Here is a 25252-nt window from a genome sequence, read left to right as displayed (position 1 = left end):
TCCGAGGCGCCAGACGGCGACCCAGATTCAGCGCGCGTCGAGTTCGGCGACGGATCTCGCGGGCGCGATCTGGCGGTAGCTGGCGTCGAGCAATTCGGTGACCTCGGTCCAATCGGTCCTCTCGTCCAGCAGCATCCCCAGCCAACCGGCCGGCCCGAGGTAGGCGGGCAGGTAGAAGCGCGGATCGGCGAGCAGCGCCTCGCGTTCGGCCGGGTCGGCGACGAACAGCACCGACTGGTCATGGCGTTCCCGACTGCCCTTCACACTGCCGCCGTAATTGCCGAACATCTTGGGGCATCGGAACGTCGGGCGCCCGTGCGCGATGACCTCGGTCGTGTGGGGCAGTGCCAGCGCGATCTCGCGAATCCGTCCCAGGTACGGGTCGTCGTCGGAGAACATGATCGGATGCGGCATGGGCTCAGCCTAGAACGATCGGCACTGCGGATGTGTCGGACACCTTCGATACGCTCGTGACGTGGCAGAACAAGGCAACCCCACCGACGCCGGCGGTGACCTGCGTGAGCAATGGACGACTCTCGCCGACGAGATCCGCGATCACCAGTTCCGCTATTACGTCAAGGACGCGCCGATCATCTCCGACGGCGAATTCGACCGGTTGCTGCGACGACTGCAGGAACTCGAGGACGCGCACCCGGAACTGACCAGCCCGGATTCGCCGACGAAGCTGGTCGGTGGAGGCTTCTCCACGGCGTTCACCCCGGTCGACCATCTGGAGCGGATGCTGTCGCTGGACAACGTCTTCGATTCCGACGAGATGCGCGCCTGGGTGGATCGTGTGCACGTCGACACCGGCGGTCACGGTGAGTTCCTGTGTGAGCTCAAGATCGATGGCGTGGCGCTGTCGTTGGTCTACGTCGACGGAACGCTGACCCGGGCGGTCACTCGCGGGGACGGACGCACCGGCGAAGACGTGACACTCAACGCGCGCACCATTGAGGACGTACCGCGTCGGCTCACCGCCGCCGAGGGCTTCCCGATCCCACACGAACTCGAGGTGCGCGGTGAGGTGTTCTTCCGCGTCGAGGATTTCGAGGCGCTGAACGCCTCACTGGTCGACGACGGTAAACCTCCCTTCGCCAATCCGCGCAACTCGGCGGCCGGTTCTCTGCGTCAGAAGAATCCACAGGTCACCGCCCGGCGGCGACTGCGGATGATCTGCCACGGCATCGGCCACACCGAGGGGTGGCGCCCCGCGTCGCTGCACGATGCCTATCTGGCGCTGGGAGCGTGGGGGCTGCCGGTGTCCGCCCATACCACCAAGGTGGCCGGCGCCGACGAGATCCTGGACAAGATCGCCTACTGGGGCGAGCACCGCCATGACGTGGAACACGAGATCGACGGCATCGTGGTGAAACTCGATGACGTTGCGCTGCAGCGGCGCCTCGGTTCCACGTCGCGCGCCCCACGCTGGGCGATCGCCTACAAGTACCCGCCGGAGGAGGCGACCACCACTCTGCTCGACATCAAGGTCGGGGTGGGGCGTACCGGCCGGGTGACCCCATTCGCGTTCATGGAGCCGGTACTCGTCGCCGGCTCCACGGTGTCGCGAGCGACTCTGCACAACGAATCCGAGGTGCGGCGCAAAGGGGTGCTCATCGGCGACACCGTCACCATCCGTAAGGCCGGCGACGTGATTCCTGAGGTCCTCGGTCCCGTCGTCGACGTTCGCGACGGCAGTGAGCGAGAGTTCGAAATGCCCGCGCACTGCCCGGAATGCGGCACCGCGTTGCGTCCGGAGAAGGACAGCGATGTCGACATCCGCTGCCCCAACGCCCAATCGTGCCCGGCGCAGCTGCGCGAGCGGCTGTTCCATCTCGCCGGCCGCGGTTCCTTCGACATCGAGGCGCTGGGATATGAGGCAGCCACGGCGCTGTTGTCTTCCGGTGTCCTGACCAATGAAGGAGACCTCTTCTCGCTCACCGCAGACGACCTCACCAGGACCGATCTTTTCCGCACGAAGGCCGGAGCACTCTCCGCCAACGGCAAGCGACTACTCGCCAATCTCGACGGCGCGCGAAAGGTACCGCTGTGGCGCGTGCTGGTCGGGTTGTCGATTCGGCATGTGGGTCCCACCGCAGCTCGTGCGCTGGCCACCGAATTCGGTTCGCTGCAGGCAATCGAAGACGCGTCCACCGACCAGTTGGCCGAGGTCGAGGGGCTCGGTATGACCCTCGCGCAGAGCATCAACGACTGGTTTGCCGTCGACTGGCACCGCGACGTCATCGAGAAGTGGCGCGCGGCAGGCGTTTCCATGGAGGACGAACGCGACGACTCGATCGTCCGGACGTTGACGGGCAAGACCATCGTGGTGACCGGGTCTCTCCAGGACTACTCGCGCGACGGCGCCAAGGAGGCCATCCTGCAACGTGGCGGTAAGGCGTCGGGGTCGGTGTCGAAGAAGACCGATTACGTCGTCGTCGGAGACTCACCGGGCACCAAGGCCGCCAAGGCCGAACAGCTCGGTGTCCCGATCCTCGACGAGCAGGCGTTCACCCATCTTCTGCAGACCGGTGAAGCACCAGAGGCCGAGTGAGTCAGCTGTCGGCGCGCAGCACGGTGCTGACGATGCCGGTGAGATAGCCGAGTCGGGCGATCTCGGAAGGACGGAAGTCCGGGCCGCCGATACGGCCGAGCAGAACCGCTCGTGCGCCGTCCCCCAGCGGCGCGGCCGCCAGGCGCGTGTCCATCTCCTGCCATGCCTCAGGCACCCAGTCGGCGGTGGAATCGAGTTGCGCGGCTCGATCGATGGGCAGCCAGTCCGCCCGGGTGAGTGGTGTCTCCGGCGCGCCGGAGCTGCCGAACAGCTGCAACACCCCGTTGCTGGCGCTGGTGATCACCATTGCCCACGAAACCCGCAGGACGCGCGGTGCGTTGTCGACGAGGACCTGCAGCTTGTGGTCGTCGGTGGTCGCGACCTGATCGACGAGCTCCAGTTCGCGGTGGGTGTCGAGAACCCCCGCATACGGTCGGATCGAGTCGACGCGCACCCCCTTGAGCTTTTCGGCCGCCGTGATCAGACCGTCCGGTAGCGAACCGGGCGCGATGTCGACGACCAGATCGTCGACGGCATAGCCCTCGCCGCGTTCGACCACTTCCAGCGACAGGATGTCGGCGCCCACCGAACCGAGCTGGACGGCGAGCAGTCCGAGACTGCCCGGGCGGTCCTCGAGGTACACGCGCAGCAGGTACGACACGCGGCTCATTGTTGCACCGAGGTGTGACCACCGTGTGACGAGAGGGGGCCGCGGCCGGTCTGCGCAGGTGCCGTGGGCGCAGGCCCACCGCGCCGCCGCGCGGGTGCGCGAGTACTGCGCCGGTGATGGTCGGGGGTCACGATGATGTCATGGCAACCGACGACACAGGCGCCGCAGCAGATCAGCCCCAGATCTCGACCCAGGTCACCGCATCAGTCGCCCGCCGGATCGAGCCGGGGCGTGAGCACGACTTCGTGAGTTGGACCGATGCGGGCATCGCGTTGGCGCGAACGTTTCCGGGATTCCTCGGTGGTGGCTGGCTGCGCAACTCCCGAATCGATGACGAGTACTACGTGGTCTATCGGTTTGCCGACGAGAAGACCATGGACGACTGGGTGTCCTCACCAGTGCGCAAGGCCTGGCTGTCGCGAGGTGAGGGCGTCGCGGTGGAGTATGCGACGCACCGCTTGTCGGGCATCGAAGGCTGGTTCGAGCCGCAGCAGCACTTGACCCACGCCGTCCGGGTCGCCGGGGCGGCGCCGCCGCGGTGGAAACAGGCGATCACGATCTGGCTCGGATTCTTCCCGATGTCGTTGCTCATCAATGTGGTGGTGGTCAGCCGAATCGACGGGCTCCCGCTGGTGCTCACCACGCTCATCGCCACGCTGATCAACACGCCGATCATGGTGTATGTCGTGTTGCCGTGGATCACCGTTCGATTGGCTCGGTGGCTGCACTGAGCACCGCGTCACGCGCGCGCAATCGACTCCCATAGGCTGGTGGGGCACACCTGAGCACTCGGCGAGAAAGGACCTGGCATGTCCAGCGGATCGGAGTCGGCCATCTCCCGGGAGGAGGTCGCGCACCTGGCTCGGCTGTCCCGGCTTGCGCTGACCGATGAGGAACTCGATCAGTACGCCCAGCAACTCGACTCGATCCTGGCTCATGTGGCGCAGGTGTCCGAGGTCGCGGCCGACGATGTGCCCGGCACCGCACACCCGGCCGAGCTGGCCAACGTGTTGCGCCCCGACGTGGTGGTCCCCGGCCTGACCACCGATCAGGCGCTCTCCGGTGCGCCACGTGTGGAACAGGACCGGTTCGCCGTCCCGCAGATCCTCGGGGAGGAACAGTGACATCAGCCCGCACCGCCGGCGAGATCACCGGGCTCTCGGCCGCCGACCTCGCCGCCAAGATCTCAGCGCGTGAGCTGTCGTCGGTGGAGGTCACCCAGGCCCATCTCGACCGCATCGCCGAGGTCGACACCGACCTGGGCGCCTTCCTGCACATCAGCAGCGCTGAGGCGTTGGTCGCCGCCAAGGCCGCCGACGACGCCATCGCCGGAGGCGAGGCGCCTTCGCCACTCGCCGGTGTCCCGATCGCGCTGAAGGATGTGTTCACCACCACCGATGCGCCGACGACCTGCGGTTCAAAGATCCTCGAAGGCTGGGTGCCGCCGTATGACGCCACGGTGACCGAGCGGCTCCGGGCGGCCGGCATCCCAATTCTCGGCAAGACGAACATGGACGAGTTCGCCATGGGTAGCTCCACGGAGAACTCGGCCTATCAGGTCACCCACAATCCATGGGACACCGACAAGATCCCCGGTGGATCCGGCGGCGGCAGCGCGGCCGCACTCGCGTCGTATCAGGCGCCGCTGGCCATCGGCACCGACACCGGCGGCTCCATCCGGCAGCCGGCGGCGGTCACCGCCACGGTGGGCGTCAAACCCACCTACGGCACCGTGTCCCGTTACGGCCTGGTGGCTTGTGCATCGTCGCTGGATCAAGGTGGTCCATGCGGCCGGACGGTCCTCGACACCGCGCTGTTGCACGAGGTGATCGCCGGCCATGACCCGCGCGATTCCACGTCGATCGACGCGCCCGTCCCCGACGTGGTGGCGGCCGCGCGGTTCGGTGCCGAGCAGGATCTGACCGGTGTGCGCATCGGCGTGGTCACCGAACTGCAGGGTGAGGGCTATCAGTCCGGTGTCCTGGAGTCGTTCCGGGCAGCGCTGCAAGTGCTCACCGACCGCGGCGCCGAGGTGGTCGAGGTGTCGTGCCCGCATTTCAGCTATGCCCTCGGCGCCTACTATCTGATCCTGCCGTCTGAGGTGTCATCGAACCTCGCTCGTTTCGATGCGATGCGGTACGGGCTGCGCGTCGGCGATGACGGCACACACAGCGCCGAAGAGGTGATGGCGATGACCCGCGACGCCGGCTTCGGTCCAGAAGTCAAGCGGCGCATCATGATCGGCACCTACGCGCTGTCGTCGGGCTATTACGACGCCTATTACGGTCAGGCCCAGAAGGTGCGGACCCTGATCGCGCGCGACTTCGCTGCAGCCTACGAGAAGGTCGACGTCCTGGTTTCGCCGACCACCCCGACCACGGCGTTCGCGTTGGGGGAGAAGGTCGACGACCCACTTGCGATGTATCTGTTTGATCTGTGCACCCTGCCGGTGAACCTGGCCGGAGTGGGCGCGATGTCGGTGCCGTCGGGTCTGTCGGCCGACGACGGCATGCCCGTCGGCCTGCAGATCATGGCCCCCGCGCTGGCCGACGACCGGCTGTATCGGGTGGGCGCCGCCTACGAGGCGGCGCGCGGGCCGATCGAGTAGCACATCACGAGGACAGACTCCCGGTGCCCTGTTCGAGACCGTAGCGGTGCCCGACGCCGGGGGCTCCGTCGAGCGCTCCGAGCAGGTCGGCCGAGGTCTGAAGGAACCCGATGAGCGGCAGCCAGGGTGGTTGTGGCGCATCACGTCCGACGGCCCGGGTGTCGTGTGGTGGCCGGGATGGCCGCCACAGCAACGACACTGACCATCGGGGAATCGGGTCGGTGCGGTTGGCCACGATGATGCGGCGACTCCCGATCCCGGGACGTCGGGCCACCGAATCCCCTGGCACGCCCACGAGGACGGTCTCGGCGAGGTCGCCGGGATGAGTGCGGTCGGCCCATGAACGGGCCGCCTCGGCACCCACCGCGCCGAGGCTCTGTCCGTAGATGTGGATCTGCGGTCGTTGCGGCGGCGGACGTGTGCCGGTCCGGTGGAGGACGGCCCGCAGCAGTGTGATCGTGGTTCGTCCGGCCGCTGCCCGATCGGCAACGAAGGTCTGCCACGACGGGCGAGCCGAATACTGCATCGCCAGCACCGCGACGTCGCCGGCGAATCGCTCGCGGTAGCCGTGGACCGCGGCCTCGTCGACCCATCCGGAACCCGTTGGCACCGCGATCACCACGGCCCGCCGGTCCAGTCCGCCGGCCCGCACCCACCGGGCCACCAGCTCGTCGCTGCGATGAGTCACCGATGCACCGTCGGCGTCGGCGTAGAAGACGTCGGCGGGCACGTCGGGTCGGCGGTCCGCCGGTTCATCGGCCGTGGCCGCGGGCAGCATGCCTGTGGCGAGAGCGGCGACCATTGCGAGTAATAACGTTGTGGTGCGCGGCAACCACACGATCATCACGAAGGCGAGCAGGCCTGCCGCGACCGACGCGGCTGCCCAGCCGAGGCCAACGGCGGGCATACCGAGAGCGCCGCGTAATCCGTTCTGCCAGGACATGCTGAGAAGCGCCGCGCAACTGGTCGCGCCGAGGGACGCGGCCGCGGTTGCCGCCGTCGGGGCAGGCCGGGCCGGCGATCTGCGGGTTGCCAGCAGCGCGCACACGGTGACGACGGCGACGCACCCGGCCGTGAGTGCAGCCGACACCGCCGCTGGTCGGGGCAGTCCGGATGGCCACAGCGCTGCGATCGCTGCGAGGCCCGCCGCCACCGAGACCACCGGGTGCGGCCCGCGAGCCCCGGGCGCGGTCACCGCGCACCGCGCTCGTGCAGGGCCGCCCAGCCGCGGCCGACGCCGGATGTGACGATCGCAGCGGTTGATTCGGTCGGTGCCGGCGGGCCGTCGAACTGCCGCCAGGTGTTCAGCCGCAGCCCGAGATCGGCGGCGGTCGCGGCGGCCTGACACAGCGGAGACGTGCACGCCGTATGCATCCGCTGGACCAACATCCGGTCCAGTCGCAAGCGCGCCCAGCCGCCGAGGCGATGACCGGTTCGGTCAGCGAATCTCAGCACGTCGTAACCGAAGTCGTGGGAGCGGCAGAGCACTTCGAAGCGCTGTGGCAGCGCGATCGGGGACGAACACCCACCAGCGGGGTCCACCGGATAGCCCGCCTGCATCTGTGGGCGATACCCGAACATGGCGACGAAGCCCGACGGTGTCTCGGCGGCCGCGCGATACTGCCGACCGCTCGTCAGATGCCACACGATCCGGCCGGCGGTGCTCGTCAGGTCCTCCGGCGCGGGGGCGCTCGCGGTCGGTTCCCGCGCGGCGTGCACAGTGCTCGGGTGGGCCGACGCCGGACCGTAGCCGACTCCGAGAACTATTGCCGCCGAGAGCAAACCGGCGATCAGTCGTTGGCTTGGTCGGCTCGGCCGCCGATGCTGTCGTTTCATGTGCTCGACGCTAGGAATCGGCCTCGCCGCCCCACATCGGCCGAATCGGTGATCACCCCGACCATCGCGAGATCGTCACGTGATGCGGTTCCTCATCCCGGCGAGTGAGCGTGGAATCCCCCGAAAGTATGAGGACGTGCGGTCCCGCGCGCCCTACGGTGAGTGGACGAGGTGATGGAGATGTTTCGAACAGTGCGAAGGCTGACGGGCCGGGCGGCGACGGTGGCGCTGCGGGAGGTGGCCGAACATCCGGCTGCCCGCGACCCGGCCGTGCAACGCTACGTGCGGTCCCCGATGAACTGGTTCTTTCTGTTTGTTGCGGCGGTATTGTTCTCGGTGTCGTGGCCCACCTTGTCATTGACGCATTCGGTACCGGCGTATGCGCAGCCGGTTGTCGCGGCCTTCGCCGCGCTACCGGTGGCGCTGGTCTACTGCGCGCCGGTGGCAGGGTGGGCCGTGTCCGTGGTGTCGGCTCAGCTGATCGGGCTGCTGATCCCGACGGTCAACGGCTGGCCGTGGTCGGTTCAGGTCGTCCACATCATCTCGTTGCTGGTGTTGACCTTCGCCGCGTATCTGCGGTGCACGTTGCGTTGGATTCCGGTGGTATGGGTCAGTACCTGCATCGTCTTCGTGCTGGCGGCCCCCGCCGACGCCCGCGGTGGCTGGGTGTTCGGGCTGACTTTCGGTGCGGTCGTCGTCGCGCTGATCCGGGTGCTGGCCAGGTCGCGCCGCCAACTCGCTGTCAGCACCGAGCAGAAGCAGGTGGTCGAATCCCAGAAGGCGATCCTGCAGGAGCGGACCCGAATTGCTCGTGATCTGCATGACGTTGTGGCCCATCGAATGTCGGTGGTCGTGGTGATGGCGCAGACGGCTCGTTACCGGCTGGTCGACGTCAGCGACGAGGCGGCGGCGGAGTTCGAGGCGATCGCTGTGTCAGCTCGCGCATCGCTCGACGAGGTGCGCCAGATGCTCGGCGTGCTCCGTACCGACGGGGAGTCGACTGCCGCACCCAATCCGGATCTCGACGATCTCGGTTCGCTCGTCGACCACACCCGGCTGACCGGCGCGACAGTGGATCTTGTCGACACCGTCGCCCACGAGAAGATCAGCGCAGCAGCGGGTCTGGTCATCTATCGGATAGTGCAGGAGAGCCTGGCCAATGCGACCCGACATGCGCCGGGTTCGACAGTGCAGATCTCGATACTCCCGGCGCAGGTGGGGGTCATCGAGGTGTGTGTGCGCAACACCGCACCGACCGCCGAACCCGTGCGTCTGCCGGGTGCGGGCACCGGCATCGTGGGCATGGTCGAGCGTGCCGCGGCGGTGGGCGGCGCACTCACCGCCGAGCCCACCGCCGACGGCGGGTTCGCGGTACGTGCGTTGATCCCGGACCACCCCGGAAACATGGTGGCTGCCGTCGGGTCGGCGGTGGGTGCGAGCGAATAGGCTTATCCGCGTGGCTGTCACGGTGGTGGTTGTCGACGATCAGGCAATGGTGCGGCAAGGATTCTCCGCGCTGCTTGGGGCGCAACCGGACATCTCCGTCCTCGGCGACGCCGCAGACGGTGTCGCCGCCGTCGAGCTGTGCGCCCGGGTCCGGCCGGACGTGGTGTTGATGGACGTGCGCATGCCCCGCAAGGACGGCCTGCGCGCGGCCGAGGAGATCCTCCGCGCGTCGGCCGGACGCGAGGGCGCCACCCGGGTACTGATGCTGACGACCTTCGACATCGACGATTATGTCTACGAGGCCCTGCGCATCGGTGCGTCGGGCTTCATGCTCAAGGACGCACCCGCCGATGAACTCGTCCGTGCTGTGCGGGTCGTCGCCGATGGCGAGGCGCTGTTGGCTCCGTCGGTCACCCGGCGGCTCATCGAAGAGGTGACCGCACGCAGATCGCGCACACCGCGCAGCCGCGCGGCCGACCAACTCACCCCGCGGGAACGGGAGGTGCTCGACCTCGTCTCCGACGGACGGTCCAACGGAGAGATCGCCGGCCGGCTCTACGTCTCCGAACAGACCGTCAAGACCCACGTCAGCAGTGTGCTGAACAAACTCGGTCTGCGCGATCGCGCCCAGGCGGTGGTGTTCGCCTACGAGAACGGGCTGAAGTGAGGACACCGGAAGTTCACTCTTCGACCTCACGACGCGGACGCGACACCCGGCGCAGGCCCGCCCGGACCACTAGATTGGCAGGGGTAGGTGTCTGCAGGGTCGACAGGAAGGTCTCAGGGCGATGGCCAAGAGGTTCGGCATTCTCACCAGCGGCGGTGACTGCCCGGGACTGAACGCGGTGATCCGCGGCGCAGTACTCAAGGGCGAAACCGTCTATGGACACGAGTTCGTCGGCTTCAAGGACGGCTGGTACGGGCTGGTGTACGGCGACATCATGGAACTCGATCGCTCCACGGTTCGCGGATTGTCCCACGAGGGTGGAACAATCTTGGGTACCAGCCGGTTCGGGCCGTATCAGGAACCCGACGGCGGCGCGGAGAACATCAAGAAGGTGATGAAGAACCTCGGCATCGACGGTGTCATCGCCATCGGTGGAGAGGGCACCGCGTCGGCATCGCGACGGCTGTACGAGGACGGCATCAACATCGTCGGCGTTCCCAAGACCATCGACAACGATCTCGACGCCACCGACTACACGTTCGGATTCAACACCGCGGTGGAGATCGCCACCGAGGCCATCGATCGCCTGCGCACCACCGGCAACTCGCACAAGCGGTGCATGGTCCTCGAGGTGATGGGACGGCACGCCGGTTGGATCGCCCTCTACTCCGGCATCGCCGGCGGCGCGCACGCGATCCTCATCCCTGAGCAGCCCGAGAGCCTCGATCAGATCTGCGCCTGGGTCACCCACGTCAAGAACCGTGGTCGTGCCCCGATGGTGGTCGTCGCCGAGGGATTCAAGTTCCCGGACATGGATGAGGCCTATTCGGTGAAGGGGCTCGACGGCTTCAACCGTCCGCGCCTCGGCGGTATCGCCGAGGTGCTCGCCCCGCTCATCGAGGAACGTACCGGTATCGAGACGCGCGCCACGGTGTTGGGTCACATCCAGCGGGGCGGTGTCCCCACGGCATTCGACCGGGTCCTCGCGACCCGACTCGGTATGGCGATCACCGACCTCTGCGCCGACAAGGGGTGGGGCAAGATGGTGGCGCTCAACGGCACCGACATCGTGCGCGTCGATTTCTCCGATGCGCTGGCCAATCAGAAGTCGGTGCCCGCCGATCAGTACCAGGAGATCCGGGTCATCTTCGGTTGACCCGACGGGTCAGCGGGTTGCGGGTGGCGTCGCCGGGTAGACCGGCGGTGTCGACGGTTGCGCCGGTTGCGCCGGTTCGCGCGGGATGATGAGCCACAGCACCAGGTACAACAACACCTGCGGGCCGGGCAGCAGGATCGACGCCACGAAGAGCACCCGGATCACGGTGACATCCCAACCGAAGCGCTTGGCGATACCGCCGCACACTCCGCCGAGCCAGGCGTCGTCGCGTGAACGCATCAGTCGGGTGGGAGCCGGAGTCGTGGTGGTCATGGTTGTTCCTTTCGTCTGACATCGACGCTACGGATTGCTCGTCCCGGTCGCATCGGGGATGACCCTGATCTCCACCCGGGTTCGCATCGCTTGCGTCCGACGACCCGGGGGGCCGACGGATCACGGGAGCAATAAGATGGCATCCATGACTGCCGCTGCCACCGAACTGCTCGACTACGACCAGGTCATCGCAGAGTTCGACCCCGTCCTCGGCCTCGAGGTGCACGTCGAACTGGGCACCGCGACCAAGATGTTCTGCGGCTGCCCGACCGCGTTCGGTGCCGACCCGAACACCCAGGTGTGTCCGGTGTGCATCGGCCTGCCGGGGTCGCTGCCCGTCGCGAACGTCAAGGCCATCGAGTCGGCGATCCGGATCGGGCTGGCGCTCAATTGCAGTATCCGGCCGTCGAGCGTGTTCGCCCGCAAGAACTACTTCTACCCCGATCAGCCGAAGAACTATCAGATCTCCCAATACGACGAACCGATCGCCTACGACGGCCACCTGGAGGTGCTGCTGGGAGACGGCACCCCGTGGCGGGTGGAGATCGAGCGTGCGCACATGGAGGAGGACACCGGCAAGTCCTTGCACATCGGTGGTTCCGGCCGCATCCATGGGGCGAGTCATTCACTGCTCGACTACAACCGGGCCGGCGTTCCGCTGGTGGAGATCGTGACCAAGCCCATCGTCGGCGCCGGTGAGCGTGCACCGGAGATCGCCCGTGCTTACGTGTCGGCTCTGCGAGATCTGCTCAAGGCCCTCGACGTCTCCGATGTCCGGATGGATCAGGGCTCGCTGCGCTGCGACGCCAACGTCTCGTTGATGCGCAAGGACGCAACCGAGTTCGGCACCCGCACCGAGACCAAGAACGTCAACTCGCTCAAGAGTGTCGAGGTGGCGGTGCGTTACGAGATGCAGCGGCAGGCCGCGCTGCTGCTCGCCGGGGGCGAGGTCGTGCAGGAGACCCGGCACTTCCATGAGGCCGACGGCACGACGTCGGCGGGACGTCGCAAGGAGACCGCCGAGGACTACCGCTACTTCCCCGAGCCCGACCTGCCACCGGTCGCTCCGGACCCGTCGTGGATCACCGAGCTGGGTACGACGTTGCCGGAGATGCCGTGGGTGCGCCGCGCCCGTATCCAGGACGAATGGGGTGTCTCCGACGAGGTGATGCGTGACCTCGTCAACGTCGGCGCGATCGACCTGGTGATCGCGACCGTCGACGCCGGCGCCGGCGTGGAAGCCGCCCGCGGGTGGTGGGTGTCGTTCCTGGCGCAACAGGCCAACACCCGCGGTACCGAACTCGCCGACCTGCCGATCACTCCGGCGCAGGTGGCGCGGATCATCGGCCTCGTCGACGAGGGCAAGCTCACCACCAAACTCGCTCAGCAGGTAGCGGTGGGGGTGCTCGACGGCGAGGGCGAGCCGGATCAGGTGGTGGCCGATCGCGGCCTCGAGGTGGTGCGCGACGATTCGGCTCTGCAGAAGGCGGTCGATGATGCCCTGGCCAACAACCCCGACATCGCCGACAAGATCCGCGGGGGCAAGGTCGCTGCGGCCGGCAAGATCGTCGGCGACGTGATGAAGGCCACCCGCGGTCAGGCCGACCCGGCTCGGGTCAAGGAACTCGTCCTGGCCGCCTGCTCCTGAGCGCGCCCGCTCAGGAGCAGACTGCGTCCGGCAACGGGGTGCAATCTGCCGGCGAGGCTACCCGGTCAGGTCCGGTCCTCGGTCGACGACGGCGGCAGCCAGCGGACCACGCGGTCGTCGGTGCTGACCGGCTCACCCGAGGTGCGGTTCACCGTGGCGAACTGGATCACACCGTTCTCGAGCGCCACCATCCGACCCAACGCGCCGTAGCGCTTCTCCAACACCACTGCGGGTGGGGTGATCGCCGGCTTCTCCCGAGTCGGTTCGGTGAGTGCCTCGATGTGCTGGGTGCGAGTCGTCGAGACGAAGATGGCACCGGAGGTGACCGCGCAGCCGGCGATCTGCGGGCGGTCGGGCCACGTCCACAACACCTTCGGGCCCGATGGCTCCAGGACCTGGATGCGATCCTCGGTCGCGGTCTGGTCGGCGACATAGAGCGAGCCGGTGGTGGCGCTCGGACACAGGGACACATTCGAACCGAAACCCGAGGCCAGGATTCGCGGGCGCGGGTTTGCGCCCGAACTCAGCGACGTCACCGACAGGATCTTGCCCGCCAATGACGAGGGATCATTGGCGGCGGCCGGGTTGCCGGCGTCGCCGGTCGCGACCACCAGCTCCGTCGGGGACCTGAAGAACATCGCGCCCATGTTCCCGCTGGCACCCTTGGGAATACCCACCAGGATCGGTTTGGGCACGTCGCCCGGTGCCAGGCGCACCACCCGATTGTCCGACGCGGTGGTGATCAATGCGTAGATCAACCGGTCCTGGTCGTACGTGGGGGAGAAGGCGAAGTCGATCAGTCCGCCGTCGCCGGATGCGTCGACCGGCGCTGTGGCCAGAACACGCTGCGGTCCATAGCGTTTGGTGGTGATGATCTTTCCGGTGGTGCGTTCGGCCACCACGGTGACCTCACCCTGATCGTCGCCGGGCATCACCGCTGCGGTGGACTGCAGGCAGGTGGCGATCACCGCCGGGTCCGGGTCCACACACGGACCGGGGGGCGGTGGTACCGGTGGTTCGGTGGGGGAGGGACGGGGCTGTTGCTGCTGCGCCGGTGACTCGTTGTTGGCGCTGAACGCACCGGCGTCCTTCGCGCGATCCTGCTCGGTGAAATCGGCACATCCACTCGCCGCCAGCATCAGCACACCGAGCACCAACAGAGTGATCAGGCGACCGGGGCGGGTGCGGGCCGATGCGGTCGACCGCTCGCGGTCGTGTTCTGACCTCGGCCACCCCATACGCATGGCGTCCAGCGTAGGCGATCGTTTCCGACTCACCGCGCGCTGCTCGAGGCGACCAACGGTGTTGGCGCCTACAGTCGGAACCGTGAGCGAACGTGACCCAGCCGCAGGCGGCGGCTCCAGTCCGTACGACGAACCAACGGGCGAGATCGATCTCGGGGCGGCCGCATCCGGGCGCCGCCGGCCGGTTCCCACCGAGGATCGCGACACCTTCTATGACCGGCACGCTGCGGCGGGTCGCAAGCGGGTCGATGATCTCGATGACATCGCACCCGACGAGGTACAGACCCGATCTGTGTCGACGCCGACAAATCCCGCCCCGGCCGACCCGGAGTCGGCAGACCCGACCCCGGCCGATCCGACCCCGGCCGATCCGACCCCGGCCACTGAGGCCATCGACCGTCGACCGGCGGGGGCGGTGGATCCCCGGCCGCCGGCCGCAGAGGATCCGACCACCCCGATCGTCGCGCAGGCCCCGACCCTCGGCGACGCAGGCGCGCCCACCACCGCCTTCGGTGCGTCCGCGGCACCGCGGACCACCGCGTATGCGGCCGAGCCGGCCGGCGACGACCGAGCCGATCCGTATCCGACGCCGGAGACCTCGCCGATCGCGGAGCCGTACCCCGTCGGCGACAGCTACCCGACCGGTGATGAACGTCTGCGGTCGGTGGAAGAGGATCTCGCCGACTCTGAGCGGCGCGCTCGACGGGGCACCATCGACCTCGGCCTGCTGCTGCTTCGGGTCGCGGTGGGACTCATCGCGATGGCACACGGAGCGCAGAAACTGTTCGGGTGGTGGAACGGCCCGCGACTGTCGGGCTTTCAGGACATGCTGGTCAACGCGCCCAATCCGGCGATCGGCTTTCAGGACGACGCCGCGCGGCCCCTTGCCATCGTCGGCGCGCTCTCGGAGACCCTCGGTGGGTTGATGCTGGTGGTCGGGCTGTTCACCCCGCTGGCGGCGTCGGCGGTGCTCGGTGTGATGCTCGTGGCCGCGGCATACAAGGCCACTCTGGCCGGTGGCGTATGGTTCTTCGCCTCCGGTGGCGGGGGAGCCGGGATCGAATACGAACTGCTACTGGCGGTGTGCGCGGCGGTCATCATCCTGACCGGTCCCGGCCGGATCTCCGTCGATGCACCACGCGGTTGGGCGCGCCGACCCGCGTGGGGGTCGCTGGCGCTGCTGGTGGTCGGCGTGGGCGCCGCGGTCGCCGTGTGGCTGCTGTTCAACGGGACCAACCCGTTCGAGTCACCCGGCAATCCCACCGGCTGAGCGCCCGCTGCCGGTCGGTCAGTCGACGACGCGCACCGCGCCCCGATCGGCCGAGGTGGCCAGCTTCGCGTAGGCACGCAGTGCGGTGGTGACCGGTCGCTGTCGGTCCTTGGGCTGCCACGGTCGCTCGGACGCCTCCATCTTCGCGCGGCGCTCGGCGAGCACGTCGTCGTCGACGAGCACCTCGAGGCGCCGGGTCCGGACGTCGATCAGGATCGGGTCCCCATCCTCGACGAGCCCGATCGCGCCACCCGATGCCGCCTCGGGCGACATGTGTCCGACCGAGAGCCCCGACGACCCGCCGGAGAACCGGCCGTCGGTGATCAACGCGCACTTACGACCCATGCCGGTGCCCTTCATGAAGGCGGTGGGGTGCAGCATCTCCTGCATACCGGGTCCACCGGCGGGCCCTTCGTACCGCACTACGAGCACCTCGCCGGCCTGGATGGTCTTCGACAGGATCACCTGCACGGCGTCCTCTTGACTCTCCACGACGCGCGCGGGCCCCTGGAAATGCCAGAGTTCCTCGTCGATGCCCGCAGTCTTGAGCACCGCGCCGTCGGGCGCCAGATTGCCGCGCAGCACACACAGACCGCCCTCGACGGTGTAGGCGTGCTCGAGATCGCGGATACAGCCGCCGGCCGCATCGGTGTCCAACGACGTCCACCGGTTCGCCGTGGAGAACGGGGTGGTGGTACGCACACCGCCGGGCGCCGCGTGGAACAGCTCGACGGCCGCGTCGATCGCCGTGCCGCCGCGGATGTCCCAGTCATCGAGGAACTGCCCGATCGTCGGGCTGTGCACGGTTGCGGCGGTGTCGTCGAGCAGACCGGCCCGGCGCAGTTCGCCCAGGATCGCGGGGATTCCACCGGCGCGATGCACGTCCTCCATGTGGTAGTCGGAGTTCGGTGAGACCTTCGACAGGCACGGCACGTTGCGACTGATCTCGTCGATGGTGGAGAGGTCGAAGTCGGTGACCTCGCCCTCCTGCGCGGCGGCAAGGATGTGCAGGACCGTGTTGGTGGAGCCGCCCATCGCGACATCGAGCGCCATCGCATTGCGAAATGCGGTGGGGGTGGCGATGTTACGGGGCAGCACCGAACTGTCGTCGTCGCGGTACCAGCGCAGGGCCGCTTCGACGATCACGGTGCCGGCACGTTCGAAAAGCGCGCGGCGGGCCTCATGGGTGGCCAGCGTGGATCCGTTGCCGGGCAAGGCCAGGCCGAGGGCCTCGGTGAGACAGTTCATCGAGTTGGCGGTGAACATGCCCGAGCACGATCCGCAGGTGGGGCACGCCGATCGCTCGACCTCGGACAAGCCCTGCTCATCGACGGCGCTGTTCGCCGACGCCGAGATCGTGGTGATGAGATCCGACGACGGGTGGGCGACTTCGCCGACCACCACGGCCTTGCCGGCCTCCATCGGTCCACCCGACACGAACACCGTCGGGATGTTCAACCGCATCGCGGCGTTGAGCATGCCAGGAGTGATCTTGTCGCAGTTGGAGATACACACCAGTGCATCGGCGGTGTGGGCGTTGACCATGTACTCGACGGAGTCGGCGATGATCTCGCGACTCGGCAGGGAGTAGAGCATTCCGCCGTGCCCCATCGCGATTCCGTCGTCGACGGCGATCGTGTGGAACTCACGCGGCACCCCGCCCGCCGCGCGCACCGCGTCGGCGACGATCTCGCCGACGTCCTTGAGATGCACGTGGCCGGGTACGAACTGGGTGTAGGAGTTGGCGATCGCGACGATCGGCTTGCCGAAGTCATCGTCGGTCATACCTGTGGCCCGCCACAGAGACCGGGCTCCTGCGGCCTCGCGGCCGACGGTGGTGGTTCGGGACCTCAGAGCTGGCATCGCTGTTTCCTTGTGTCGACATGTCCGCCTGGACTCGGGCGGACTCGTGAACGCCACCGCATGGGGCCGTACACGATTGACGAGGCTACTCCGCGGCGACGAGCGCGAACAAAATGATTTCGTTGGGTCAGTTCTCGTCGTCGGCAGCTGCCGCGGCGTACGGATCGGGAATGCGACCGCGGCTGGCTGCCGAGAGCCGGGGCAGGTCGGCGAAGGTGATGGCGGGCAGGCGGACCCGCGTGCCGTTGGCCAGTACCGCCCGCACCGAACTCCACCGGGGGAACTGCAGGCCGTCGATCTCGCTCCATGGGATCTCACGGGTGGAGAAGGTGTGCACGGCCCGCAGGCCGTCTTCGGTCACGACGGTCCGGATCCGGACGATCCACCAGCCCAGCAGTACGGGCAGGATGAGGGTCCAGCCCAGCCAGACCAGCGACGCACCGGCGAGGATCACCGTGACCACAAACATCATCGGCACCGCGAAGTAGGCGAGACGTTGAATCCGGAACGTCTGCGGCAGTTCGACGGCGGGTGCATCATGAGAGGCGGGCGATGGAGTTGACACCCGACCATTGTCTCACTTCACGCATCCCGTTGATTCACCAGTATGTTCCCACGATGTGGGATGCCGATGGGCGCGGTTTGACTCTTGACATGCGCCGGTCCTACCGTGAAGGCGTGATGCAGCATCAGATTCTCGTAGTACTCGGCCGGCGCGTCGTCGCCTGACGGGTCACTTCGTAGACCTCCAGCATCGACGCGCCACCCTCGAACAGCTCAGCTGTCGGGGGTTTTTTCTTGTCAATTGAACGAACACCAGAGCAAAAGGATCGTGCAGTGAGCGCACCAACAGCACGTACCGACGACGCGCGGGGAACCGCGCGCGAAGCGGCGCCGCGTCAACAGTCACCAGCGGGCGGGAATCTGCGCGCGGTAGGTCAGCACACGGTTGCTCCCGAACGCGTCAGCGGGGCGCAATCGGTGGTTCGTTCGCTCGAGGAACTCGGCGTCGAGATCGTCTTCGGCATCCCGGGCGGAGCCGTTCTGCCCGTCTACGACCCGCTGCTCGACTCAGCGAAGGTGCGTCACGTCCTGGTGCGCCACGAGCAGGGCGCGGGTCACGCGGCCACTGGTTACGCCCAGGTCGCCGGACGTGCCGGCGTCATGATGGCCACGTCGGGCCCCGGCGCGACCAACCTGGTCACCCCGCTGGCCGACGCGCAGATGGACTCGGTCCCGGTGGTCGCGATCACCGGTCAGGTGGGTCGCGCGCTCATCGGAACCGACGGTTTCCAGGAGGCCGACATCTCCGGCATCACCATGCCGATCACCAAGCACAACTTCCTGGTGAACAACCCCGCCGACATCCCGCGCGTGATCGCCGAGGCGTTCCACATCGCCGAGAGCGGACGCCCGGGTGCAGTGCTCGTCGACATCCCCAAGGACATCCTGCAGAGTCAGACCACCTTCTCGTGGCCGCCACAGATCGACCTGCCCGGCTACCGTCCGGTGACCAAGCCGCACGGCAAGCAGGTCCGCGAGGCGGCACGGCTGATCCAGTCGGCCAAGGCGCCGGTGCTCTACGTCGGTGGCGGTGTCATCAAGGCCAACGCGTCCGAGGAACTGCGTGAGCTGGCCGAGCTGACCGGTATCCCGGTGGTCACCACGTTGATGGCGCGCGGTGCATTCCCCGACAGCCACTCCCAGCACCTGGGTATGCCGGGTATGCACGGCACCGTCGCCGCGGTCGCGGCGCTGCAGCGCAGCGATCTGCTCATCACCCTCGGCGCCCGCTTCGATGATCGGGTGACCGGTCAGCTGTCGTCGTTCGCGCCCGACGCGAAGGTGATCCACGCCGACATCGATCCGGCCGAGATCGGTAAGAACCGGCATGTGGACGTGCCGATCGTCGGCGATTGCAAGGCGGTCATCGGCGACCTCCTCGAGACGATCCGCAACGAGCGCGCGACCACCACCGAAGCGCCGGACCTGTCGACGTGGTGGCGGTACCTCGACGGCATCCGGCGCACGTATCCACTGAGCTACGACCGTCAGGCCGACGGCTCGATGTCGCCGGAGTTCGTCATCTCGGCCATCGGCAAGGCCGCCGGGCCCGACGCGGTGTACTGCGCAGGCGTCGGGCAGCACCAGATGTGGGCCGCGCAGTTCATCTCCTATGAGAAGCCACGGACCTGGCTCAACTCGGGCGGTCTGGGCACCATGGGCTACGCCGTCCCGGCCGCGATGGGCGCCAAGGCCGCCGCGCCGGACACCGAGGTGTGGGCCATCGACGGTGACGGCTGCTTCCAGATGACCAACCAGGAGTTGGCCACCTGCGCGATCGAGGGCATTCCGATCAAGGTCGCCCTGATCAACAACGGCAATCTGGGCATGGTTCGCCAATGGCAGACGCTGTTCTACGAGGAGCGCTACTCCAACACCGACCTGGCGACGCACTCACGTCGCATCCCGGACTTCGTGAAGCTCGCAGAGGCGTTGGGCTGTGCGGCATTCCGGGTGGAGAACGAAGCCGACGTCGACGAGGTGATCGCCAAGGCCCGCGAGATCAACGACCGGCCGGTCGTCATCGACTTCATCGTCGGTGCCGACGCGCAGGTGTGGCCGATGGTCGCCGCGGGTACCGGCAACGACGAGATCATGGCGGCGCGCGACATCCGTCCGCTCTTCGATGATGACGAATCCGCCTCGGTCGACACACCGGAGATCCATGAGGCCATGGGCCGCACGGATGCCGCGGTGCTGGCCGGTTCCGCAGACAAGAAGGACGAGCAGTGAGCACCACCCATACCCTCAGCGTTCTGGTCGAGGACCGGCCCGGCGTGCTCGCCCGTGTCTCGGGCCTGTTCTCGCGGCGCGGCTTCAACATCGAGTCGCTCGCCGTGGGACCGACCGAGCTGAAGGGGATCTCGCGGATGACCATCATGGTCACCGTCGACGATTTCCCGCTCGAGCAGGTCACCAAGCAGCTCAACAAGTTGATCAACGTCATCAAGATCGTCGAACAGGACCCGGAGAGTTCGGTGTCCCGAGAACTGATGATGATCAAGGTGCGCTCGGACTCGGCGGTGCGATCAGAAGTGATCGAGGTGGTGAACCTGTTCCGCGCGAAGGTGATCGACGTCTCGCCGGAATCACTGACCATCGAGGCCACCGGCACGAGTGAGAAGCTCGAGGCGCTGCTGCGGATGCTCGATCCGTATGGCATCCGGGAGATCGCGCAGTCGGGCGCGGTCACATTGGGTCGGGGACCCAAGAGCATGTCGGCCAACCGCTGACACGAACGAATCACACGAGAAGAAATCGAAGGGAATCCAACTGTGGCGATCGAACTGTTCTACGACGACGACGCCGATCTGTCGATCATTCAGGGCCGCAAGGTCGCGGTGATCGGCTACGGCAGCCAGGGACACGCACATTCGCTGTCGCTGCGTGACTCCGGCGTCGACGTCGCGATCGGCCTGCGCGAGGGCAGCAAGTCGCGCGACAAGGCCGCCGAGCAGGGCCTGAAGGTCATGACCGCCGCCGAGGCCGCTGCCTGGGCCGACGTCATCATGATCCTCGCCCCGGACACCTCGCAGGCGAAGATCTTCACCGAGGACATCGAGCCCAACCTGAAAGATGGCGACGCCATCTTCTTCGGACACGGCCTCAACATCCACTTCGACCTGATCACGCCGGCCGAGAACATCACCGTCGGCATGGTTGCGCCGAAGGGCCCCGGCCACCTGGTGCGTCGTCAGTTCGTCGACGGCAAGGGTGTGCCCTGCCTGATCGCCATCGACCAGGATCCCAAGGGTGAGGGTCAGGCTCTCGCGCTGAGCTACGCCAGCGCCATCGGCGGTGGCCGTGCCGGCATCATCAAGACCACCTTCAAGGAAGAGACCGAGACCGACCTGTTCGGTGAGCAGGCCGTGCTCTGCGGTGGCACCGAGGAACTGGTCAAGACCGGCTTCGAGGTCATGGTCGAGGCCGGTTACGCCCCGGAGATGGCCTACTTCGAGGTGCTGCACGAGCTCAAGCTCATCGTCGATCTCATGTACGAGGGCGGCATCGCGCGCATGAACTACTCGGTGAGCGACACCGCGGAGTTCGGTGGTTACCTCTCGGGGCCGCGCGTCATCGACGCCGACACCAAGGAGCGGATGCGCGGAATCCTCAAGGACATCCAGGACGGCACCTTCGTCAAGCGTCTCGTCGCCAACGTCGAGGGCGGCAACAAGGAACTCGAGGGGCTGCGTAAGCAGAACGCCGAGCACCCGATCGAGGTCACCGGCAAGAAGCTGCGCGATCTGATGAGCTGGGTCGACCGGCCGATCACCGAGACCGCCTGAGCGACTTCACGTCCCTGACTTTTGGTAGCTACGACAGTGGCCCCGAGGTGAGACCTCGGGGCCACTGTCGTAGCTGACGATCAGATCGGGCGGAAACCGCCGTACTGCGGCAGCGAACCGACCCGGCGCAGGATCGGGGCGATGTTGGTGCCCGTCTCTGGTCCGAGGCAGGCGAGGAAGTAGTAGGCGTTGACCATGCCCACGAGGCGGTCGCCGACGACCACCGGGCTGCCGGAGTCGCCCTCGACCACACACAGCTGGCTGAAGTGCACATCGCCGTCGGAGAACCAGCTGATACCGCAGGTGTTGCCGGTGGTGCGGCCTTGCTTGCAGGCGACGGCCGGGAACGCGAGCGGCCGGGGGTCCACGCTGCGGATGGTCAATCCGCGCACGGAGCGCAGCGGCACGACCTTGGCCGGATTGAACTCGATGACCGCGATGTCGAGATCACTCGCGGAGTACGTGATGGTGCCGGCCTGACCACGGTCCTGGAAGGTCTCGGAGTACACCTTCTGGCCGGGATTGCCGCAGTGACCGGCGGTGATACCGATCAGCTTGCCGGTGTTGGACTTGCCGATGGTGGTCAGCGTGCACGCTGCCGCGGAATTGCCGCCCTTGAGCACCAGGATTCCCGATCCACCACCGAGATAGATCTTCGCCGGTGCGGCATCCACTGAGCCAGCCCCCAAGCCGGCCAGCACTGTTGCAGCCAGAACAGCCAACAGTGCTGTCAGCTTCCTCATCATCCACTCTCCGCTCATCGATGCGCACAGAATCAACGGCCCCGGAGCCGAGCCCGGGGCCAAGCACACGGTACCGGGCGGTAGCCGCGTGATGCGTGGTGCGGAATCGTCCCGGGGTCGGTTTGCAACCTATCCGTAATGCCGATCACAATCTACCGTGAAATTCCGGGGGCGGACCCGAGCAGCGGATACCGCCTGCAAATCCGACATGCGGCGACGACTAAGCTGTCCGCGGAAGTCCCCGTGGTCGCCTCTGCGCCGCCTGCGGCGATCTCCGCCTTCTCACTGACTTTGGCCCCCGACCATGGAGACTATCGTGACCTCAGCTGGCCGTCCGGTCGTTCTGATCGCCGACAAACTGGCTCCCTCGACCGTCGAAGCGCTCGGCGACGACGTCGAGGTCCGCTGGGTGGACGGCCCCGACCGGCCGAAACTGCTCGAAGCCGTGGCCGACGCCGACGCCATTCTCGTACGGTCGGCCACCACCGTCGACGCCGAAGTGCTCGACGCCGCACCCGGAGTCAAGATCATCGCGCGCGCAGGTGTCGGCCTCGACAACGTCGACGTCCCGGCCGCGACCAAGCGCGGCGTGATGGTCGTGAACGCCCCCACCTCCAACATCCACACGGCGGCCGAACATGCCGTCGCGCTCCTGATGTCCGCGGCCCGACAGATCCCCGCCGCCGACGCCACGCTGCGGGAGCACACGTGGAAGCGCTCGGCGTTCAACGGTGTGGAGATCTTCGACAAGACGGTCGGCGTGGTCGGCCTCGGCCGCATCGGCCAGCTGGTCGCCGCTCGGATGGCCGCGTTCGAGACCTCGATCATCGCCTACGACCCGTACGTGTCGCCGGCCCGCGCCGCTCAGCTCGGCATCGAACTGGTCAGCCTCGACGAACTGCTCGAGCGCGCCGACTTCATCACCGTGCACCTGCCGAAGACTCCGGAGACGCTGGGACTCATCGGCAAAGACCAGCTGGCGCGTACCAAGAAGGGTGTCGTCATCGTCAACGCCGCGCGCGGTGGCCTCATCGACGAGCAGGCGCTTGCCGATGCGATCAACTCCGGGCACGTCCGGGGCGCGGGACTCGACGTCTACGCCACCGAGCCGTGCACCGATTCGCCGCTGTTCGAGCTGCCGCAGGTCGTGGTGACCCCGCACCTCGGCGCCTCCACCAGCGAGGCCCAGGACCGTGCCGGCACCGACGTCGCCAAGAGTGTCCGGCTCGCGCTGGCCGGACACTTCGTGCCCGACGCGGTGAACATCACCGGCGGTGCGGTGGATGAAGAGGTGGCGCCATGGCTCGAGGTGGCGCGCAAGTTGGGCTTGCTGGTGGGAGTCATCAGCGACGAGCCACCGACCTCGCTCGTCGTCGACGTCCGCGGCGAGCTCGCCGCCAACAACGTGGAGGTTCTCGGCCTCTCGGCACTGCGCGGGCTGTTCTCTGCGGTCCTCGACGAACCCGTCACCTTCGTCAATGCCCCGGCTGTGGCCGCCGATCGTGGCGTGACCAGTGAGGTCACCACCGCGCCGGAGAGCCCGAACCATCGCAGCGTGGTGGACGTGAAGGCCGTCTTCGCCGACGGGTCGGTGCACAACGTATCGGGCACGCTCACCGAACCGCGCCTGGTGGAGAAGATCGTCAACATCAACGGCCGCAACTTCGACCTGCGGGCCGAGGGCCACAATCTGATCGTCAGCTACGCCGACAAGCCCGGCTCGCTCGGGCGGATCGGCACCCTGCTGGGCAACGCCGACATCGACATCCAGGCGGCGGGTCTGTCGCAGGATGCCGACGGCCCGGGAGCCACCGTGGTGCTGCGGGTCAGCGCCAAGCTGTCCGACGATCTCGTCGCCTCGATCGGTGAGGCCGTCGGCGCCACCCTGATCGAACAGGTGGATCTGTCGTGAAGCTCGCAGTGATCGCCGGGGACGGCATCGGTCCCGAGGTCGTCGGCGAGGCCATCGGCGTTCTCGAAGCCGTGGTGCCCGCGGTGACGACCACCGACTACGACCTGGGCGCACGCCGGTACCACCGCAACGGAGAGTTGCTCACCGCCGACGACCTGGCGTCGTTGCGCGAACACGACGCGATTCTGCTCGGCGCCATCGGGGACCCGTCGGTGCCGTCGGGTGTGCTCGAGCGCGGCCTGCTGCTGAACATGCGTTTCGCCCTCGACCATCACGTCAATCTGCGACCGGCCCGCAAGCTTCGCGGTGTCAACTCGCCGCTCGCCGGCGATCCGGACATCGACTTCGTGGTGGTGCGGGAAGGAACCGAGGGTCCCTATACCGGTAACGGTGGCGCGATCCGCGTCGGCACACCGAACGAGGTCGCCACCGAGGTCAGTGTGAACACCCGGTTCGGTATCGAACGCGTGGTGCGTAACGCCTTCGAACGTGCCCGGGCGCGCCGCAAGAAGCTGACGTTGGTGCACAAGACCAACGTGTTGACCTTTGCGGGTGCGATGTGGAGTCGCACGGTTGCCGAGGTCGGCGCCGAATATCCCGACGTGACCACCGATTACTGCCACGTGGACGCGGCGACCATCTACCTGGTCACCGATCCCGGGCGATTCGACGTCATCGTCACCGACAATCTGTTCGGCGACATCATCACCGACATCGCCGCCGCGGTCACCGGCGGCATCGGATTGGCCGCGTCGGGCAACATCGACGCCACCGGGACCAATCCGTCGATGTTCGAGCCGGTGCACGGCAGCGCGCCCGACATCGCGGGGCAGGGCAAGGCCGATCCGACCGCTGCGATCCTGTCGGCAGCCCTGCTGCTGGCTCATCTCGGTGAGACCGACGCGGCCGAGCGAGTCGAGAAGGCCGTCGCCGACGATGTGGCCGCTCGCGGGTCGGAGGCGTTGAGCACCACCGAGATCGGGCGCCGTATCCGCGAACGCGTCTGATCT

At 67.3% G+C, this 25252-nt stretch carries 23 protein-coding genes; 14 read left to right on the top strand and 9 right to left on the bottom strand.

The window, feature by feature from the left end; all coding sequences use genetic code 11:
- Window positions 1-27: 27 nt before the first annotated feature.
- Entirely contained in the window at window positions 28-414 is a 387-nt protein-coding gene (locus ACIGKQ_RS01950; protein WP_235722536.1) for an MmcQ/YjbR family DNA-binding protein, read from the bottom strand.
- Window positions 415-475: 61 nt separating this feature from the next.
- Between ACIGKQ_RS01950 and ligA the strand changes: the two genes are divergently transcribed.
- Entirely contained in the window at window positions 476-2554 is a 2079-nt protein-coding gene (gene ligA, locus ACIGKQ_RS01945; protein WP_235722538.1) for an NAD-dependent DNA ligase LigA, read from the top strand.
- Window position 2555: 1 nt separating this feature from the next.
- Here ligA and ACIGKQ_RS01940 read toward each other — a convergent pair whose 3' ends face one another.
- The gene (locus tag ACIGKQ_RS01940) at window positions 2556-3224 is read right to left on the bottom strand and encodes an amino acid-binding protein (RefSeq protein WP_396572094.1); all 669 of its coding nucleotides are present in this window, start codon (window positions 3222-3224) and stop codon (window positions 2556-2558) included.
- Window positions 3225-3364: 140 nt separating this feature from the next.
- Between ACIGKQ_RS01940 and ACIGKQ_RS01935 the strand changes: the two genes are divergently transcribed.
- The 3 genes from ACIGKQ_RS01935 (at window position 3365) to gatA (ending at window position 5832) form a co-directional block, all read left to right on the top strand.
- Window positions 3365-3955 carry an antibiotic biosynthesis monooxygenase gene (locus tag ACIGKQ_RS01935; protein ID WP_235722547.1) on the top strand — a complete coding sequence of 197 codons (591 nt, stop codon included), beginning with the start codon at window positions 3365-3367 and terminating at the stop codon, window positions 3953-3955.
- A gap of 78 nt (window positions 3956-4033) precedes the next feature.
- Window positions 4034-4348, top strand: a complete 315-nt coding sequence (gatC, locus tag ACIGKQ_RS01930; protein WP_235722549.1) for an Asp-tRNA(Asn)/Glu-tRNA(Gln) amidotransferase subunit GatC — start codon at window positions 4034-4036, stop codon at window positions 4346-4348.
- Entirely contained in the window at window positions 4345-5832 is a 1488-nt protein-coding gene (gene gatA, locus ACIGKQ_RS01925) for an Asp-tRNA(Asn)/Glu-tRNA(Gln) amidotransferase subunit GatA (protein WP_396572092.1), read from the top strand. The genes gatC and gatA overlap by 4 nt, the downstream gene beginning before the upstream one ends.
- 4 nt (window positions 5833-5836) lie before the next feature.
- Here gatA and ACIGKQ_RS01920 read toward each other — a convergent pair whose 3' ends face one another.
- Entirely contained in the window at window positions 5837-7027 is a 1191-nt protein-coding gene (locus tag ACIGKQ_RS01920; protein WP_235722553.1) for an alpha/beta-hydrolase family protein, read from the bottom strand.
- A complete protein-coding gene (locus ACIGKQ_RS01915; RefSeq protein WP_235722555.1) occupies window positions 7024-7668 on the bottom strand; it encodes a hypothetical protein in 645 nt (214 codons plus the stop codon). Before ACIGKQ_RS01915 ends, ACIGKQ_RS01920 begins: the two co-directional genes overlap by 4 nt.
- 180 nt (window positions 7669-7848) lie before the next feature.
- Here ACIGKQ_RS01915 and ACIGKQ_RS01910 point away from each other — a divergent pair, with 180 nt between their 5' ends.
- The 3 genes from ACIGKQ_RS01910 (at window position 7849) to ACIGKQ_RS01900 (ending at window position 10937) form a co-directional block, all read left to right on the top strand.
- Window positions 7849-9114 (top strand): sensor histidine kinase, encoded by a 1266-nt coding sequence (locus ACIGKQ_RS01910; protein WP_235722556.1) that lies wholly within the window; start codon window positions 7849-7851, stop codon window positions 9112-9114.
- Between the two features lie 10 nt (window positions 9115-9124).
- The gene (locus ACIGKQ_RS01905; protein WP_235722558.1) at window positions 9125-9781 is read left to right on the top strand and encodes a response regulator transcription factor; all 657 of its coding nucleotides are present in this window, start codon (window positions 9125-9127) and stop codon (window positions 9779-9781) included.
- Window positions 9782-9902: 121 nt separating this feature from the next.
- A complete protein-coding gene (locus ACIGKQ_RS01900; RefSeq protein ID WP_235722560.1) occupies window positions 9903-10937 on the top strand; it encodes a 6-phosphofructokinase in 1035 nt (344 codons plus the stop codon).
- A 9-nt stretch (window positions 10938-10946) separates the two neighbouring features.
- Here ACIGKQ_RS01900 and ACIGKQ_RS01895 read toward each other — a convergent pair whose 3' ends face one another.
- Window positions 10947-11210 (bottom strand): PspC domain-containing protein, encoded by a 264-nt coding sequence (locus ACIGKQ_RS01895; protein ID WP_235722561.1) that lies wholly within the window; start codon window positions 11208-11210, stop codon window positions 10947-10949.
- A 145-nt stretch (window positions 11211-11355) separates the two neighbouring features.
- Here ACIGKQ_RS01895 and gatB point away from each other — a divergent pair, with 145 nt between their 5' ends.
- Entirely contained in the window at window positions 11356-12858 is a 1503-nt protein-coding gene (gene gatB / locus ACIGKQ_RS01890; protein WP_235722563.1) for an Asp-tRNA(Asn)/Glu-tRNA(Gln) amidotransferase subunit GatB, read from the top strand.
- 65 nt (window positions 12859-12923) lie between these two features.
- On the opposite strand, the gene ACIGKQ_RS01885 is transcribed toward gatB, so the two are convergent.
- A complete protein-coding gene (locus ACIGKQ_RS01885) occupies window positions 12924-14024 on the bottom strand; it encodes a PQQ-dependent sugar dehydrogenase (RefSeq protein ID WP_287016791.1) in 1101 nt (366 codons plus the stop codon).
- A gap of 160 nt (window positions 14025-14184) precedes the next feature.
- Here ACIGKQ_RS01885 and ACIGKQ_RS01880 point away from each other — a divergent pair, with 160 nt between their 5' ends.
- On the top strand, window positions 14185-15372 hold the full coding sequence (locus ACIGKQ_RS01880; protein ID WP_396572088.1) for a DoxX family membrane protein: 1188 nt from the start codon (window positions 14185-14187) through the stop codon (window positions 15370-15372).
- 18 nt (window positions 15373-15390) lie between these two features.
- On the opposite strand, the gene ilvD is transcribed toward ACIGKQ_RS01880, so the two are convergent.
- Entirely contained in the window at window positions 15391-17235 is a 1845-nt protein-coding gene (gene ilvD / locus ACIGKQ_RS01875; protein ID WP_235722571.1) for a dihydroxy-acid dehydratase, read from the bottom strand.
- A 127-nt stretch (window positions 17236-17362) separates the two neighbouring features.
- On the bottom strand, window positions 17363-17800 hold the full coding sequence (locus tag ACIGKQ_RS01870) for a PH domain-containing protein (RefSeq protein ID WP_235722573.1): 438 nt from the start codon (window positions 17798-17800) through the stop codon (window positions 17363-17365).
- A gap of 272 nt (window positions 17801-18072) precedes the next feature.
- Between ACIGKQ_RS01870 and ACIGKQ_RS01865 the strand changes: the two genes are divergently transcribed.
- The 3 genes from ACIGKQ_RS01865 to ilvC are packed head-to-tail and all read left to right on the top strand — an operon-like array spanning window position 18073 to window position 21587.
- On the top strand, window positions 18073-20031 hold the full coding sequence (locus tag ACIGKQ_RS01865) for an acetolactate synthase large subunit (protein ID WP_235722575.1): 1959 nt from the start codon (window positions 18073-18075) through the stop codon (window positions 20029-20031).
- Window positions 20028-20531: an acetolactate synthase small subunit gene (gene ilvN, locus ACIGKQ_RS01860; protein ID WP_235722582.1), complete on the top strand. Its 504-nt coding sequence runs from the start codon at window positions 20028-20030 to the stop codon at window positions 20529-20531. The genes ACIGKQ_RS01865 and ilvN overlap by 4 nt, the downstream gene beginning before the upstream one ends.
- Before the next feature lie 42 nt (window positions 20532-20573).
- On the top strand, window positions 20574-21587 hold the full coding sequence (ilvC, locus tag ACIGKQ_RS01855) for a ketol-acid reductoisomerase (RefSeq protein WP_235722584.1): 1014 nt from the start codon (window positions 20574-20576) through the stop codon (window positions 21585-21587).
- Window positions 21588-21667: 80 nt separating this feature from the next.
- On the opposite strand, the gene ACIGKQ_RS01850 is transcribed toward ilvC, so the two are convergent.
- Window positions 21668-22333: a S1 family peptidase gene (locus ACIGKQ_RS01850; RefSeq protein WP_235722585.1), complete on the bottom strand. Its 666-nt coding sequence runs from the start codon at window positions 22331-22333 to the stop codon at window positions 21668-21670.
- Window positions 22334-22646: 313 nt separating this feature from the next.
- Between ACIGKQ_RS01850 and serA the strand changes: the two genes are divergently transcribed.
- Together serA and ACIGKQ_RS01840 are read left to right on the top strand one after the other, a co-directional pair.
- On the top strand, window positions 22647-24242 hold the full coding sequence (gene serA, locus ACIGKQ_RS01845) for a phosphoglycerate dehydrogenase (RefSeq protein ID WP_235722587.1): 1596 nt from the start codon (window positions 22647-22649) through the stop codon (window positions 24240-24242).
- The gene (locus ACIGKQ_RS01840; protein WP_235722589.1) at window positions 24239-25249 is read left to right on the top strand and encodes a 3-isopropylmalate dehydrogenase; all 1011 of its coding nucleotides are present in this window, start codon (window positions 24239-24241) and stop codon (window positions 25247-25249) included. The genes serA and ACIGKQ_RS01840 overlap by 4 nt, the downstream gene beginning before the upstream one ends.
- Window positions 25250-25252 lie beyond the last annotated feature (3 nt).

Source organism: Gordonia sp. NPDC062954 (assembly GCF_044543825.1).
In the GTDB taxonomy this organism is placed as follows: domain Bacteria; phylum Actinomycetota; class Actinomycetes; order Mycobacteriales; family Mycobacteriaceae; genus Gordonia; species Gordonia tangerina.
Note: the sequence above shows the minus strand (reverse complement) of the source record. Positions and strands in the feature narration are given on the sequence as shown.

Bases quoted from the DNA above. Each gene is read 5' to 3' on its own strand.
- ACIGKQ_RS01950 (WP_235722536.1), bottom strand. From the start codon at position 414: ATGCCGCATCCGATCATGTTCTCCGACGACGACCCGTACCTGGGACGG.
- ACIGKQ_RS01940 (WP_396572094.1), bottom strand. From the start codon at position 3,224: ATGAGCCGCGTGTCGTACCTGCTGCGCGTGTACCTCGAGGACCGCCCG.
- ACIGKQ_RS01935 (WP_235722547.1), top strand. From the start codon at position 3,365: ATGGCAACCGACGACACAGGCGCCGCAGCAGATCAGCCCCAGATCTCG.
- gatC (WP_235722549.1), top strand. From the start codon at position 4,034: ATGTCCAGCGGATCGGAGTCGGCCATCTCCCGGGAGGAGGTCGCGCAC.
- ACIGKQ_RS01915 (WP_235722555.1), bottom strand. From the start codon at position 7,668: ATGAAACGACAGCATCGGCGGCCGAGCCGACCAAGCCAACGACTGATC.
- ACIGKQ_RS01910 (WP_235722556.1), top strand. From the start codon at position 7,849: ATGTTTCGAACAGTGCGAAGGCTGACGGGCCGGGCGGCGACGGTGGCG.
- ACIGKQ_RS01900 (WP_235722560.1), top strand. From the start codon at position 9,903: ATGGCCAAGAGGTTCGGCATTCTCACCAGCGGCGGTGACTGCCCGGGA.
- ACIGKQ_RS01895 (WP_235722561.1), bottom strand. From the start codon at position 11,210: ATGACCACCACGACTCCGGCTCCCACCCGACTGATGCGTTCACGCGAC.
- gatB (WP_235722563.1), top strand. From the start codon at position 11,356: ATGACTGCCGCTGCCACCGAACTGCTCGACTACGACCAGGTCATCGCA.
- ilvD (WP_235722571.1), bottom strand. From the start codon at position 17,235: ATGCCAGCTCTGAGGTCCCGAACCACCACCGTCGGCCGCGAGGCCGCA.
- ACIGKQ_RS01850 (WP_235722585.1), bottom strand. From the start codon at position 22,333: ATGATGAGGAAGCTGACAGCACTGTTGGCTGTTCTGGCTGCAACAGTG.